The organism is Salibaculum griseiflavum (assembly GCF_003129565.1).
Lineage (GTDB): Bacteria > Pseudomonadota > Alphaproteobacteria > Rhodobacterales > Rhodobacteraceae > Salibaculum > Salibaculum griseiflavum.
This window is the reverse complement of sequence record NZ_QETF01000016.1, coordinates 1-13192: the sequence shown is the minus strand read 5'-3', so window position 1 is coordinate 13192 and position 13192 is coordinate 1. Positions and strand designations below refer to the sequence as shown.

Genomic DNA, 13192 nt, shown 5'->3' with positions numbered 1-13192 from the left:
CTGAATCACGCTCCGGCCAGCTCTGCAAGACAACTGCTCGCCGCGACAACGCCACCGGGTCCGTGGGGAATGTCCAGCGCGGCCAACGCCGCCTCGATCGTGGCGAGCACGCCCAGCACCATATGCGCATTCACATGCCCCATGTGGCCGATACGAAAATAGGCACTGGCGGGGTCCCGACCCAGCCCGATGCCAAGCGTCACACCAGCCTTCTGCTCGACCCAGTCGCGCAGGGCATCGGCCTGCCCCGGCTCCATGACCACCGAGGTAATCGCCCGCGACCGTGCCGCCGGATCGGGCACGTTCAACCGGAGCGGACCGCCCTGCCCCCAGACCTCGCACGCCGCCCAGATGGCGCGGGCCAGACCGTCATGTCGCGCCCAGACAGCCTCCAGCCCCTCTTCCTTGATCATGTCGAGCGCTTCGCGCAGGGCGAACAGGTGATGCGTCGGCGCCGTGCCATCGAAGTATTTCCAATAGGCATCGGGGTCCACGCGCGGACGCCAATCCCAATAGCGGCTGACACGGGCCAGCGTGCCGCGCTGCGCGTCCGCCTTTGCGTTGAACCAGACGAACCCCATCCCCGGCGGCGTCATCAGACCCTTCTGGCTGGCCGCAATCGTCACGTCCGCGCCGCTGGCGTCCATCCGGTATCGGTCACAGCCCAGCGAAGCGATGGCATCCACCATGAGCAAGGCATGATGTCCCACGGCATCCATCGCCGACCGCACCGCGCGCACGTCATTCAAGACCCCGGTCGAGGTATCGACCAATACCATCAGCACCGCCCTGATCCGCCCCTTGGTATCGGCGCGCAAGGCGGCCTCTACCCGGTCCGGATCGACCGCCGCACATTCGCCGAAATCCAGCACCTCCACTTCGACCCCGAGGCCCTGGGCCATCTCGCCCCAGCCTTTGCAGAAAACGCCCGTGGCCAGAACAAGAACCCGGTCGCCCTCGGCCACCACATTGGCAAGGGCCGCCTCCCAGGTGCCATGACCATTGGCGATGTAAATCGCGGCATTTCCGGTTGTGCCGGCCACGGATTTCAGATCGGGGATCAAGGAATGAGTCAGATCGTGCAAGGCGCCGGTGTAGATATTGGGCGAAGGCCGTTGCATCGCCCGCAGCACCCGGTCGGGCATGACCGAGGGGCCAGGGATCGCCAAATACGGCAAACCATTTGCAAACATTGATTTCCCTCTTATCTGGAGCGGGTGCCGGACGAGATTACGTTGCGCCCGGCCGGCGTCAATCCGGGACTGGGGCCGCGCGCCCCTTTTCGCCCGTGCAATTTCCGCGTAAACCCCGACAAGCGATGGGCATTGAAAGGCCACGACCGCCGATGATTTCAGGATTGTTCGACAGGATCCACCGCTGGGAGCGGGGCCTGCACAAGCGGACGGGCAAGGACATCTCCACTCCGCGCGCCCGGCGCGAGGCGTGGTGGCATTTCCAGCTGCTCGATCACGCAATCCTGCGCCATCTCTGGACCAACCTCGATGAGATCGCACCGGGGGTTTACCGCTCCAACCAGCCCGATCCGAAACGAATGCGCCGCCACGCGGCCAATGGCGTGAAGACCGTTCTGAACCTGCGCGGGCCCTCCGCTCATTCCCCTTACCTGTTCGAGAAAGAAACCTGCGAGGCCCTGGGGCTGACCCTCGTTGATCTCAAGATGGAAGCGCGCCGCCCGCCCGACCGCGACACGTTGCTGACCTTGATCGACCTGTTTCCGACGCTTGAAAAGCCGTTGCTGCTTCATTGCAAGTCAGGTGCCGACCGTGCCGGGCTGGCCAGCGCGATCTACCTGTTGACGCAGGAGGGCGCGGATATTGCCGCGGCCAAGCGCATGCTGTCGCTGCGCTACGTCCATCTGCGGCAATCGGCCACCGGCATTCTCGATCATCTACTGGAGCAGTTCGAGGCGCGGCAATCACAGGGACCGATCGGTTTTCGCGACTGGGTGGCCTTGGAATATGACCCGGCCGCGCTCGCCGCCAGCTTCGCCGCCCGGAAAGGCCGGTCATGAGCGCGCGCCGCCAAAACATGGCAGCCTGGCTCTGGTCGGGATACCTGCGCGAGCATTTGCCGCTTATCCTGGTGGCATCGGTCATCATGGTGATCGAGGGGTCGACCCTCGGCATCATGAGTTACATGACCAAACCGATGTTCGACGATGTTTTCATCGGCGGCGATATGGGCTCGCTTTGGGTCGTAGGCCTGATCATCCTTGGACTTTTCGTGCTGCGCGCGATCACCTCGGTGACGCATCGGGTCATCCTCAAGCGCATCGCGGAAAAGAGCGCAGCGAAGCTGCGGACCCGGTTGATGGGGCACCTGATGACGCTGGACATGGCGTTCCACCAATCCTATTCGCCGGGCACCCTGATCGAACGCGTGCAGGGCGATGTGCAGGCCCTCGGCCAGGTTTGGACGGGGATCATCACCGGGTTGGGCCGCGATGTGATAGCGGTGATCTGGCTGTTCGGCGTGGCCATGTATATCGACTGGCTGTGGACCGTGGTGGCGCTCGTGGGGATCCCTCTTCTGGTTGCCCCCTCGCTGATGGTTCAGGGCTACGTCAGGCGCAAGGCGCGGGCTGCACGCGAGGTCTCGGCCTCGATGTCGACCCGGCTGGACGAAGTGTTCCACGGCATCATGCCCATCAAGCTGAATGGCCTCGAACGCTACCAGCAGGGCCGCTACGACCGCCTCAACGACACCCGGGTCGCGACGGAAACCCAGGCGGCGCTGGGTCAGGCGTTGATCCCCGGGCTGATCGACATCATGACCGGGATCGGTTTTCTGGGCGTGCTGTTCTTCGCCGGGTCCGAGATCGTGGCCGGAGAAAAGACCGTGGGCGACTTCATGGCTTTCTTCACCGCGATGGCCCTTGCCTTCGACCCGCTCAGGCGGCTCGGCAACCTTTCGGGGCTCTGGCAGGCGGCGGCCGCCGCCGTGGAGCGTATCCGCGAATTGTTCGATATCCGTCCGACCCTGACCTCTCCGGCCCGCCCGAAGGCGGCCCCGCAGGCCGCACCGTCGATCCGTTTCGAAGATGTCCATCTCAGCTATGGCGACCTGCCGGTGCTGCGCGGTGCGAGATTCGTCGCCGAGCGCGGTCAGACCACCGCCCTTGTCGGCGCATCCGGCGCGGGCAAGAGCACGGTGTTCAACGTGCTGACGCGCCTGGTCGATCCCTCTGCCGGACGGGTTCTGCTGGATGATACACCGGTGGATGCGCTGGATGTCGACCACCTGCGCAACCTGGTCTCGACCGTGGCGCAGGATGCCGCCCTCTTTGACGAAAGCCTGCGCGACAATATCCTGCTGGGCCGGACAGACGTGGACGAGGCGCATCTGCAACGTGTGCTGAAGGCGGCGCATGTCTCGGATTTCCTGCCCAAGCTGTCGAACGGCCTGGACACGCCGGTTGGCCCGCGCGGATCGAACCTGTCGGGCGGCCAGCGCCAGCGCGTTGCCATCGCCCGGGCCCTTTTGCGCGATACGCCCATCCTGCTGCTGGACGAGGCGACCTCGGCGCTCGACACCAAGTCCGAGGCCATCGTGCAGGCCGCACTCGACCGGCTGGCCGAAGGACGCACAACGCTTGTGATCGCGCACCGGCTGTCGACGGTGCGCAATGCCCACAAGATCCTTGTCATGGACAAGGGCGAAGTCGTCGATGCCGGCACCCATGACGAATTGCTGGCACGCGGCGGCCACTACGCCGACCTCTACCGCCTCCAGTTCAAGGAAGGCCGACAGGTGGTCGAACCCGCAGACACCCATCCGCGCCCGATCCGCGACAAGGCCCCCGTGCGGGCCGCGCGCGGCATTCTCGCGCGCCTTTTCGGACGCGATGATCGGACCTAAATACCTCTTATGACCCAACGCACCGTTCTTCGTATCACCGGCAAGGACAGGGCCGAGTTCCTGCAAGGCCTTGTCACCAACGATATCGACCGCCTGTCCGACGGGCTGGTCTATACGGCGTTGCTGACGCCGCAGGGCAAGCTGATGGTGGATTTCTTCCTCCAAGCGGACGGCGACGCCATCCTGCTGGATGTCGCGGCCGACCAGGCCCCGGCCCTGTTCCAGCGCCTGTCCATGTACAAGCTGCGCTCCGAGGTCGAGATCACCGAGACCGACCTGAACGTATCGCGTGGGACCGGTCCGACCCCCGAAGGCGCCCTGCCCGACCCACGCCACCCGGCCCTGGGCTGGCGGCTGATCGGACAGGACGAGTTGTCGGAAAGCGTGGATTGGGACGCGCTACGCGTGGAGCACGTGATCCCCGAAACCGGAATCGAGCTGACACCGGACAGTTTTCTGCTGGAGGTCGGGTTCGATCGCCTGTCCGGCGTGGACTTCAAGAAAGGCTGTTATGTCGGCCAGGAAGTCACCGCCCGGATGAAGCACAAGACCGAGTTACGCAAGGGGCTGGTGCAGGTCCGGATCGAGGGAACCGCGCCCGTGGGCACCCCCATCATGGCGGGCGAAAAACCGGCCGGAACCCTTTACACCCAGTCGGGCGGCAAGGCGCTGGCCTACCTGCGCTTCGACAGGGCCAAGGGGCCGATGCAGGCCGGCGACGCCACCGTGACATGGACCCCGTAAGCGCCGCCATCGGCCGGCTTTTCGGGGCGGTGCCAGCGGGACTGCACCGTTTGCAGGGCGGCGACCTGTCCGAGGTCTGGAAGGTGCGCCTCGCCGATGGGCGCGATGTGGTCGCCAAGGCCGGGCCTTTGGTTCTACGAGAGGCCCGCATGCTGGAGGCCATGGCCGAGGCGGGTGCACCCGTGCCCCGGGTGCTGGCCAGCGAGAAAACGCTAATCGTGATGGAATACCTGCCCGAGGCCCGCCCCGGCCCCGACAGCTGGCGCGCGTTGGGCGCAGGCCTGGCCCGCCTGCATGAGACCACGGCGGCGCGCTATGGCTGGCCCGTAGACTATGCCTTCGGCGAGGTTGCGATCCCGAATGCACGCGGGGCCGACTGGCTGGCGTTCTGGACGGATCACCGGCTTCTGGAGGGGCGCGACGTCTTGCCGGCGGGGCTGGCCCATCGCCTCGACCGACTGGCCCACCGCCTGCCCGATCTGATCCCCGATTCGCCACCCGCTGCATTGCTTCATGGCGATCTCTGGACCGGCAACGCCCTCTTCACCGAGGCCGGGGCCTACCTGATCGACCCAGCTTGCTACCACGGCGACGCCGAGGTCGACCTGGCCATGCTGGAACTGTTCGGGCGACCACATGACGCCTTCTACGAGGTCTATGGCCGCCCGGGGGGAGATTGGGACAGCCGCCGTGCGGTCTATCAGCTCTGGCCCGCGCTCGTACATCTGCGCCTGTTCGGAACAGGCTATATCGGGATGGTCGAAGACCGGCTGGCCCGGCTCGGTGCCTAGGCGCGTTCGGCGTATTCCATCGTCTCGGTATTGACGATGATGTCCTCGTCCTGGCCCACGAAAGGCGGCACCATGACCCGCACGCCATTGTCCAGCACGGCGGGCTTGAAGCTGTTGGCAGCGGTCTGGCCCTTCACCACCGGTTCGGTCTCGACGACCTTGCAGGTGACTTTCTGCGGCAGGGTCACGTTCAGAGCCTCGGTGTCGTAATACTCGATCACCACGGTCATGCCATCCTGCAGGAAGGGGCGGCGCTCGCCCAGCAGGTCAGCGGGCAATTCGATCTGATCGAAGGTCTCGGCATCCATGAAGACCAGCATACCGTCGTTCTCATAAAGGAACTGCTGGTCTTTCTGTTCAAGGCGAACCCGTTCCACCTTGTCCGCAGAGCGGAACCGTTCGTTGAGCTTGGAATTGTTGCGAAGGTTCTTCATCTCGACCTGGGCAAAGGCGCCGCCCTTGCCGGGCTTCACGTGGTCGACCTTCACCGCGACCCAAAGGCCGTCATTATGTTCCAGCACGTTGCCGGGGCGGATCTCGTTACCGTTGATCTTGGGCATGTTGAATTGTGTCCAAAAAGTGTCAGATGGTTGATCGCTCGTTAAGCGAGCCTATATCTGGCGCAATGTCCGGGAGCAAGCCAGCAGATACGGTTAACAAAACACATGAGCCATGCGCATGGCGCATAGCTGCCATTCCAAAACTTCCCACCCGAATCGGCTTCAAACAGGCATATTGCCCCTCACGCCAGACACAAGACCAAAAACAACAAAGGACCCGATATGCGAGATTTCGTCGACGGCACCGCGTTCAACAACGAGCAAGGCAACCGCGCCCGCAAGCTTTTTGCGGCGGTGGTTCTGGCTGCGCTGGATGACGCCATCGCCGATGACAAGAAATACGGCAACGGTCCGGAACAGATCGCTCGCTGGGCCCGCTCGCGCGATGGGCGCGAGGTTCTGTCCTGTGCCGGGATCGACCCGAACGAACGTGTCGTGACCGGCCTGATGGAATTCGTGGCCAAGGGCGTGCGCACGTCGGTCGCCCTCTCCCGCGAGGAAAGTGAGCGTCGCCACGCTGCCGAAGCTGCGGAAGAAGCGGCTCGGGCTGCCTGATTTGGCGACAGACCGCCCCTGCCGGGTGGTCCCGATATGAAAACGCGGCCTTCTGCTCGGGGCCGCGTTTTCACTTTGCAAGGTGTGGCATCGGCTGGATAACGACCCGAAGCGATTTCAAGCTGCGTCTAGTCGAATTCCTGGCTCGACAGGATACGGTAGATTTCCCGCCGGACCAGCTTGCGGACATTGCGGGTAATCCGCTCGCCCAAAGCGCCCTGCAGTTCCTCGCGCACGATTTCGGCCACGAGAACCCGCAACGCCTCTTCGTCCATGCCGGACAGGCCCGACAGGTCGTCATCATAGGCGTCCGTCAGATCTTCGGCGGTTGTCTCCTCGTTCGATGGCGCCTCTGCCACCTCTTCGGGAGTGTCCTGCGGAGCATCCGGAGCGGGGTCCGGTGCCTCGTTGATCCGGGGGTGATGACCGGGCCATGTCAGCGGCTCCACCGGCGTGGCCTCTTCGCTGCCATCGGGTTCGAATTCGCCACCTCCCACCGAGGCTTCAAGCTCTGCGATGGTCGCTTCAAGGTGCGACCGACGCGCTTCGCGGGTGACAAGATCGGGATTGGTAAGGGTTGGGCCAGGCTCCGGATCGGCATCATCTGCCAAGTCCGGACCCTCGGATCCAGTATAATCGGCCTCTGATTCTGTGGCTGCCTCGGTCTCGGGCGTGTCCGGTTCGACCTCCGGGTCTATCGGCGTATCGAGGATATGCGGCGCCGCGGCCTCATCCGCCTCGGGGGCGTCTGACAACGGGGCAGATTCGCTATCATCCTCGGGTGCCGTTTCGACCAGCTGCGCCGGTGTCAGCAACAATTTCGCCGGTTTCGGGCCGTTTTCTGCCCCGACATCATCGGTTTCTTCGGCTTTGGGCGCCTCATGGTCTTGGGGTGCTGAATCCCGTGACTGCGGCTCGTCTCCTTGGCTGACGAGCTTGCGAATGGAGGACAGGACATCCTCGATTTCCACATTCGTGACGGGATCGGACATGGATCACTCTGCTTTTGCCTCGGCTAAGAGTTTACTCTTAACCGAATTTCCAAACAACAGATAGCGAGCATTTGAGTTATTCGCCGATGGATTGCAGGACACGATCCAGCGCCCGGCCCTGTTGCGACAGGCCCGCCGGTGCGTCCTTGACCATGTTGTAATAGGCCGCAGGGTCATAGGTCTGCACCGCCAGACCGAGGTGTTCGGCCGTCAAAAGCCCCATGGCCGCAAGAACCTGGTAACTGGCGATCACCTCGTCCGCCTGGGCCGAGATGGCATTGGCGCGGGCATCCAGAAGCTCCTGTTCGGCGTTCAGCACGTCCAGCGTGGTGCGCGCACCGAGTGTGGCTTCTTCCCTCACCCCGCGAAAGGCGGTCTCGGCAGCGCGAATCTGCAGCTCTGACGCCTCGCTGCTGGCCCTGGCCACCCGTAGTTGCGCAAAGGCATTGCCCACGGATTGCGCCACGGACTGTCCGGTCACGTGAAGGCTGGCGCGCGCGGCGTCGCGCTGTGCCGCAGCACGGCGAATGGCGCTGGCCAGCTGACCGCCGGAATAGATCGGACCGCTGATCGTCAGTCCGAGGCTTTCGGTCGTGTCGGCCTCTTCGTCCAGCGTGACCCCCCCGCGCAGACTGACCGAGGGGCCAAGCGCCGCCTCGGCGGCCTTGATGGACAGTTCCGCCGCCGTCACACCCTGTTGGGCCGCCGCGATCGACGGATGATTCTGCAAGGCAAACCCGCGCGCAGCCTCGGGGCCGCGGTCGACCGGCGCCGCCGAAACAACCTGCAGGTTGCCCGGCGCCCGGCCCACGGCGGCTCGGAATTCCTCGATCGACTGGGCCAGCGCGCCCTCGGCAGCGGCCAGCGAGCTTTGCGCCGCAGCCAGCCGTGCCTCGGCCAGGGACACATCCGTGCGCGTAATCTCGCCCACCTCGAACCGGTCGCGCGCGGCGCGCAATTCTTCCCGGATCAGACGCAGGTTGCTTTTGCGCAACGCCACGAACTCGGAATTCCGGCGCACGTTCATATAGGATGTCGCCGCGCGCAGCAGCACGTCCTGTTCGATGCCAACGAGCTGTTCTCGGGTTTGCAGAACAAGCGCCTTCGCCGCCTCGGTCCGGAACTGGCTAGCGCCGCTGTCATAGATCAACAGGCTGAAGGCCACCTCGAACGTGGCGGTGATCTGGTCGGCCAGCGACAGCCCCGCGGTCTGATCGTTATTCACCCAATTGTAATTCGCCGACCAGTTCACGATCGGGCGCAACGCGGCCAAAGACTGTGCAACGTCCTCATCCGCGGCGCGCAACAGGGCGCGGTTCTGATCCAGAAGGCCGGAATTCTCATAGCTGTCGGCCAGGGCGTCGGCCATGGACTCGGCCTGCCCTGCCCCTGCCAATGCAAGAACCATGGCCACGCTGCTGGCCAATCGGCGAAGGATCATGAGGCAAGTCTCCCGATACTGGCCGCCGGACGGTGCCGATCGAGCCGCGATTACAATGTGAAGGCCTGGTGCCGCTCGAAGCCCGGAACCACCGGTGCGCCGGCATTGAAAGCCATGCGCCACGTGATGGCACCATCCAACTTATATCCGATACGCATCGTGCCAAGGGCTCCGTCGCTGAAAAGCACCGCCATGCGCCCACCATCCTTAAGCTGATCGATCAGCGGTTCAGGCACATGCTCGGCTGCGCCTTGCAGCACGATCACGTCATAGGGCCCCTGCTTGGGGGCGCCGGCGGTCAGGGAACCCTGCACCACGGCGGCATTATCGACATCATGAGAAGACAGGTTTGCCTGGGCTTCGGCCACGCGATCCTCGTCCTCCTCGACGGCAACGACGAATTCGGCCAACCGCGCCAGAAGCGCCGTGGAGTACCCCAGCCCGCAGCCAAGGTCCATCACGACCTCGTTGGGCTGGATATCGAGCGTGTCGAGCATCTTGCCCATCGTGCGCGGCTCCAGCATCACCCGCCCGCCACCGAGATCGACATTGTCGTCGATATAGGCGGTGTCGCGTTTGTCGTCGGGCACGTAATCTTCGCGCGGGACGGACAGCATCGCATCGATCACCGGGAACTTGGTGACATCTGAGGGGCGGACCTGCGTGTCCACCATCATTGTACGGAGGGTTTCGTAGTCGGCCACGAGCTAAACTCTTTCGTTCAGTAAGTCCCTACCGTCTTGCCATATCACCACCCGAACGGCAACGCCTGATCACCCTTGCAAGACCCCGACGGCTGGTATATCCGATGCCCTGCTCCGAAATTGGATCACCGGCGGCGAGTTGGCGGAGTGGTGACGCAGCGGATTGCAAATCCGTGTAGACCGGTTCGATTCCGGTACTCGCCTCCAAATTCCCCTTATTGTCATATTTTCCAAGTATATCTAGTGTTGGCGCAACTCTAGGGCACTAATTTGGGAAATAGTATGGGCACTAAACACCAGTACCTACCCACGACGCTGGTTCAAATCCCAAGCAAAGGGAACAAGTGGTTTGTAGTAGCAACCAAGCCTCTGGAATTACAGACGGGCAAGAATATTCAGCGTCGTGTATCCACTAAAACAACAGACCGTAGGGAAGCTGGACGACGCTGGCATGAGATAGAGGCAGAGATATGGGCAAACTTCGACAAACAGATAGCGGGATTATCAGACAGTCAGGGAAAGATTTGGGCTGAAGAGTTTGCCGCTGTCATGGGCTATGAGAGTGCTGGCCCACAAGACCAGTACGCATGGCGCAAATTACAAAACGCTGCCCAGTTCATTTTAGACAATCCATCAATCCACACTGAAGCGCACTACTACGCTGCCTTGAATTTCGTAACTTTTGAAGTGGAAGACTACGCCAGACGGGCACAAGGCCAGCCAATCGACAGCAACCACCTCCCCGACCCATCTTCAGAACCAGATGCGACCCCTGTTGATATTAAGAACAGAACCTCCTGCCCAAGTATACTGGAATGGCTACCCGTCTACATGGCCGATAAGAAGTGGTCTGGCGTAAGGGAAAAAACCAAAAAATCCGCAGAGAACCGCATCAGAGCCTGTGCTAAAATCATCGGCAACTTACCACTAGACCAGATAATGCTTACGCATGGCCATCAGATAGCAGAGAAGCTGGATGAACAGGGCAAGGCCAATCGCACAATCCATACCTACACGAACAACCTGTCACTACTACTAGACCATGCTGTCGCTAAGGCTATCAACACCACTGTCACACCCAATCAACACTTCCTTTCGGTCAATCCAATTAAAGGTTTATCACTACGCGGCTATGGCTCTGAGAAACGCTCTTGGGAAGCCTTGGAGGAAGACCAACTATACGCCCTCTTTGCTCAGGATATGCCTGACACTGACCGATTGTTGTTGTCGATATTACTGACCACAGGGATGCGAGAGGATGAAGCTGCACTCTTGAAGTGGGAACAACTGAAGACTGACCGAAACGGGATAAGATACTTTGATTTGTCTATTGGTGCTGTAGTCAAAAACGATAAGTTCTCTGCCCGCACTGTCGCCCTGCCCGACTGCCTCAAACTACCTGAGAAGGGAACAGGTCGGATATTTCCCCAATGGCAAACAGACCTCGATGGTAAAGCCTCCAATAAGGTCAGCAAGCACCTTAACGTCAATTACTTCCATCCCGTTAGATACGGGCCTGACGACGACCGAAAGGTTGTTCATTCGCTACGCCACAACCTGACAGGCTTAATGCTAAATTTAACAGACCCTGCTCCATCATCCGAACATATGGATTGGATCACGGGCCACGGCATGGAAGGCAGTAAATCTGAAAGTGAGAGGCAACGCACCTACCGCAAAGACCCCGACGTGCTGGTAAAGTACAACATTGTAAATCGCATCAAACACCCTTGGTTAAAGTAAAAAGACCCCCCGCCGCTAGCTCAGCGCAGCAAGCGCTACCGAATGAACGACAGAGGGCCAAGGTCGAGGGGACGTGCATGGCTGATGCACAGGATTTTAACTGGTGCGTTTGTACTGACTTTCAATGGTGGGAGTGCATCCTAATTTCCTAAAAACACGTCATAATTATCCCGGGTCACGATGCCATTTTTCTTTTTCTGCAATGATCTGGGCTAACTTGTTGTCAAGCTCTTCGCCGGCAGCTCCGAAGTGGATTTCGCGGTGAGCATTTGGTGTGATTGCGGCACAATTTACCGGGTGATCAATGCCTCCATCTGAAAGCCGCCTAATATGATGCACTTCAAGATAAGGTGTACCGTCCAGCTTTAAGAACGGCGCCGGGTCACCAGTAAGTTCGCAAACGCCACTAGCGCGCTTGAGGACGTACTCACGGATGTCCGCGCGGCGTTGCCTACGTACTTGAACAGCTTGCCGCCACTCAGTCACCTCAACAGGTTTTGCCGACCTCAGAGCTCTTGCACGCAAATCCTGCAGAGTGGTGCTCTTACGGAATTCCGTTGAAATCGGTGCCTCAGCTCGATCGAACTGCTCATCACCAAACCCCGATGGCACAAGATGAAAGCGAATAGTCTGTCGTTCGTTCCCGTCACGATCTGGGCCTCGAGCAAAGTCGATCGACGCGCACTCAAACTCTCCCGCATATTCGACTGGTTTACCCTTGCCTTGCGCCAAGAAGAGGTGGAGCTGTTTACCGTTCTCGACGTGGTCACGGATGGCTTTATTGCCCCGGCTGAAGGTCATGTCACCAAGTTGGCCTTCGCCCGTATAAAGGAATACGCCTTCACTCTGCTGCCATCCGTCCTCGTAACCATAGTTTTTGCCACTCTTGCCGGAAAACAAAAAGATAATGGGATGGGAGCGAGAGGGGGAAATGCCACTTTGTCGACCGCCACCAAACTGCTCATGAAGTTCGATCCGATCATACAGCTTACCTATCTGAAACATTGCTCAATAACTTTGCTTTTCTGGGATGACACCACGCACCCCGCCTTTTGGTCTTTCGACATCACCAACACGTCTGGGGATCAAGTGAACGTGGACATGGAAAACTGTCTGCCCAGCGCACTCACCCGCGTTAATGCCAACATTGAAGCCTTTCACCATTGGGTATGCTTGTTCAATGAAACCTTTCTGATCCTGTAGCAGTGCATGAATGGCATTCAATTCGGGTTGGTAGAGATCAAAGTAATCAGCCACATGCCGCTTGGGGATTACCAGCGTGTGATAATCCGTTACGGGGAAGGCATCCCGGACCGCATAGGCAAGTTCGCTTTCAGCCACAACACGCTCAGGTTCTATTTCGCAGAACAAGCATCCAGCCGCACGTTCGTTATAGCTATCGACCACGCCGCGAAAATCGGTATCGTCGTTGTCTCTTTTGTTGGTGTTGCAGGTCATGCAGAGGGCTTGAAGATTATTTTGATCGTCTGACCCGCCCTTGGCTCTTGGGATGATATGGTCAACGTGCAGGGCGATCTGATCCTCGTGCGCCCCACACAGCTCACAACGATACTTTGCCCGCTTCAGGACATTATAACGAATAGACCCCGGTACATAACCATCCGAGGGCCTTCTGTGGGCATAAAGACCATCGCCGAGATATGCCCAAAAGTTGGTGACGGCCGTCATCAGGCGGCGGCTTGAAGTTGCTTGATCCCGTCTTTGAATTCAATCCCCTGAATAACCTCGGGCAGACGGCTTGGCCCGTTGATCTTCCGCCACT

The 13192-nt window shown here is 60.6% G+C and carries 13 protein-coding genes and 1 tRNA gene; 7 read left to right on the top strand and 7 right to left on the bottom strand.

Features of this window, described 5'->3' with window-relative positions; all coding sequences use genetic code 11:
• Positions 1-5: 5 nt before the first annotated feature.
• Positions 6-1193, bottom strand: a complete 1188-nt coding sequence (locus DFK10_RS12695) for a pyridoxal-phosphate-dependent aminotransferase family protein (protein ID WP_109389410.1) — start codon at positions 1191-1193, stop codon at positions 6-8.
• A gap of 152 nt (positions 1194-1345) precedes the next feature.
• Here DFK10_RS12695 and DFK10_RS12690 point away from each other — a divergent pair, with 152 nt between their 5' ends.
• From DFK10_RS12690 to DFK10_RS12675, 4 genes are read left to right on the top strand one after another with little or no spacing between them, the layout of a single operon-like run.
• On the top strand, positions 1346-2032 hold the full coding sequence (locus DFK10_RS12690; RefSeq protein ID WP_109389409.1) for a fused DSP-PTPase phosphatase/NAD kinase-like protein: 687 nt from the start codon (positions 1346-1348) through the stop codon (positions 2030-2032).
• Between the two features lie 17 nt (positions 2033-2049).
• A complete protein-coding gene (locus DFK10_RS12685; protein ID WP_109389472.1) occupies positions 2050-3879 on the top strand; it encodes an ABC transporter ATP-binding protein in 1830 nt (609 codons plus the stop codon).
• A gap of 9 nt (positions 3880-3888) precedes the next feature.
• On the top strand, positions 3889-4623 hold the full coding sequence (gene ygfZ / locus DFK10_RS12680; protein ID WP_109389408.1) for a CAF17-like 4Fe-4S cluster assembly/insertion protein YgfZ: 735 nt from the start codon (positions 3889-3891) through the stop codon (positions 4621-4623).
• Positions 4611-5414, top strand: coding sequence for a fructosamine kinase family protein (locus tag DFK10_RS12675; protein ID WP_109389407.1), 804 nt, complete (start codon positions 4611-4613; stop codon positions 5412-5414). Before ygfZ ends, DFK10_RS12675 begins: the two co-directional genes overlap by 13 nt.
• On the opposite strand, the gene efp is transcribed toward DFK10_RS12675, so the two are convergent.
• Positions 5411-5974 (bottom strand): elongation factor P, encoded by a 564-nt coding sequence (gene efp / locus DFK10_RS12670; RefSeq protein WP_109389406.1) that lies wholly within the window; start codon positions 5972-5974, stop codon positions 5411-5413. The two genes, DFK10_RS12675 and efp, sit on opposite strands and share 4 nt — an antisense overlap.
• Before the next feature lie 222 nt (positions 5975-6196).
• Here efp and DFK10_RS12665 point away from each other — a divergent pair, with 222 nt between their 5' ends.
• Entirely contained in the window at positions 6197-6529 is a 333-nt protein-coding gene (locus DFK10_RS12665) for a DUF6280 family protein (RefSeq protein WP_109389405.1), read from the top strand.
• Between the two features lie 128 nt (positions 6530-6657).
• On the opposite strand, the gene DFK10_RS12660 is transcribed toward DFK10_RS12665, so the two are convergent.
• The 3 genes from DFK10_RS12660 to DFK10_RS12650 all read right to left on the bottom strand — a co-directional run bounded on the left by DFK10_RS12660 (position 6658) and on the right by DFK10_RS12650 (position 9666).
• Complete coding sequence (locus DFK10_RS12660) at positions 6658-7521, bottom strand: hypothetical protein (protein ID WP_109389404.1); 864 nt, start codon at positions 7519-7521, stop codon at positions 6658-6660.
• A gap of 76 nt (positions 7522-7597) precedes the next feature.
• Positions 7598-8962, bottom strand: a complete 1365-nt coding sequence (locus tag DFK10_RS12655; protein WP_109389403.1) for a TolC family outer membrane protein — start codon at positions 8960-8962, stop codon at positions 7598-7600.
• A gap of 50 nt (positions 8963-9012) precedes the next feature.
• On the bottom strand, positions 9013-9666 hold the full coding sequence (locus tag DFK10_RS12650; RefSeq protein ID WP_235866839.1) for a protein-L-isoaspartate O-methyltransferase family protein: 654 nt from the start codon (positions 9664-9666) through the stop codon (positions 9013-9015).
• A gap of 133 nt (positions 9667-9799) precedes the next feature.
• Between DFK10_RS12650 and DFK10_RS12645 the strand changes: the two genes are divergently transcribed.
• Positions 9800-9873, top strand: a tRNA-Cys gene (locus DFK10_RS12645).
• A gap of 75 nt (positions 9874-9948) precedes the next feature.
• On the top strand, positions 9949-11409 hold the full coding sequence (locus DFK10_RS12640) for a site-specific integrase (protein ID WP_146193264.1): 1461 nt from the start codon (positions 9949-9951) through the stop codon (positions 11407-11409).
• Positions 11410-11574: 165 nt separating this feature from the next.
• Here DFK10_RS12640 and DFK10_RS12635 read toward each other — a convergent pair whose 3' ends face one another.
• Both DFK10_RS12635 and DFK10_RS12630 read right to left on the bottom strand, forming a co-directional pair.
• Positions 11575-12414, bottom strand: coding sequence for an HNH endonuclease signature motif containing protein (locus tag DFK10_RS12635; RefSeq protein WP_109389401.1), 840 nt, complete (start codon positions 12412-12414; stop codon positions 11575-11577).
• 3 nt (positions 12415-12417) lie between these two features.
• Positions 12418-13098: an HIT family protein gene (locus DFK10_RS12630; protein WP_109389400.1), complete on the bottom strand. Its 681-nt coding sequence runs from the start codon at positions 13096-13098 to the stop codon at positions 12418-12420.
• Between the last annotated feature and the right edge of the window lie 94 nt (positions 13099-13192).

Bases quoted from the DNA above. Each gene is read 5' to 3' on its own strand.
- DFK10_RS12635 (WP_109389401.1), bottom strand. From the start codon at position 12,414: ATGTTTCAGATAGGTAAGCTGTATGATCGGATCGAACTTCATGAGCAG.
- DFK10_RS12665 (WP_109389405.1), top strand. From the start codon at position 6,197: ATGCGAGATTTCGTCGACGGCACCGCGTTCAACAACGAGCAAGGCAAC.
- DFK10_RS12675 (WP_109389407.1), top strand. From the start codon at position 4,611: ATGGACCCCGTAAGCGCCGCCATCGGCCGGCTTTTCGGGGCGGTGCCA.
- DFK10_RS12660 (WP_109389404.1), bottom strand. From the start codon at position 7,521: ATGTCCGATCCCGTCACGAATGTGGAAATCGAGGATGTCCTGTCCTCC.
- DFK10_RS12655 (WP_109389403.1), bottom strand. From the start codon at position 8,962: ATGATCCTTCGCCGATTGGCCAGCAGCGTGGCCATGGTTCTTGCATTG.
- DFK10_RS12640 (WP_146193264.1), top strand. From the start codon at position 9,949: ATGGGCACTAAACACCAGTACCTACCCACGACGCTGGTTCAAATCCCA.
- DFK10_RS12630 (WP_109389400.1), bottom strand. From the start codon at position 13,098: ATGACGGCCGTCACCAACTTTTGGGCATATCTCGGCGATGGTCTTTAT.
- ygfZ (WP_109389408.1), top strand. From the start codon at position 3,889: ATGACCCAACGCACCGTTCTTCGTATCACCGGCAAGGACAGGGCCGAG.
- DFK10_RS12685 (WP_109389472.1), top strand. From the start codon at position 2,050: ATGGCAGCCTGGCTCTGGTCGGGATACCTGCGCGAGCATTTGCCGCTT.
- DFK10_RS12690 (WP_109389409.1), top strand. From the start codon at position 1,346: ATGATTTCAGGATTGTTCGACAGGATCCACCGCTGGGAGCGGGGCCTG.
- efp (WP_109389406.1), bottom strand. From the start codon at position 5,974: ATGCCCAAGATCAACGGTAACGAGATCCGCCCCGGCAACGTGCTGGAA.
- DFK10_RS12695 (WP_109389410.1), bottom strand. From the start codon at position 1,193: ATGTTTGCAAATGGTTTGCCGTATTTGGCGATCCCTGGCCCCTCGGTC.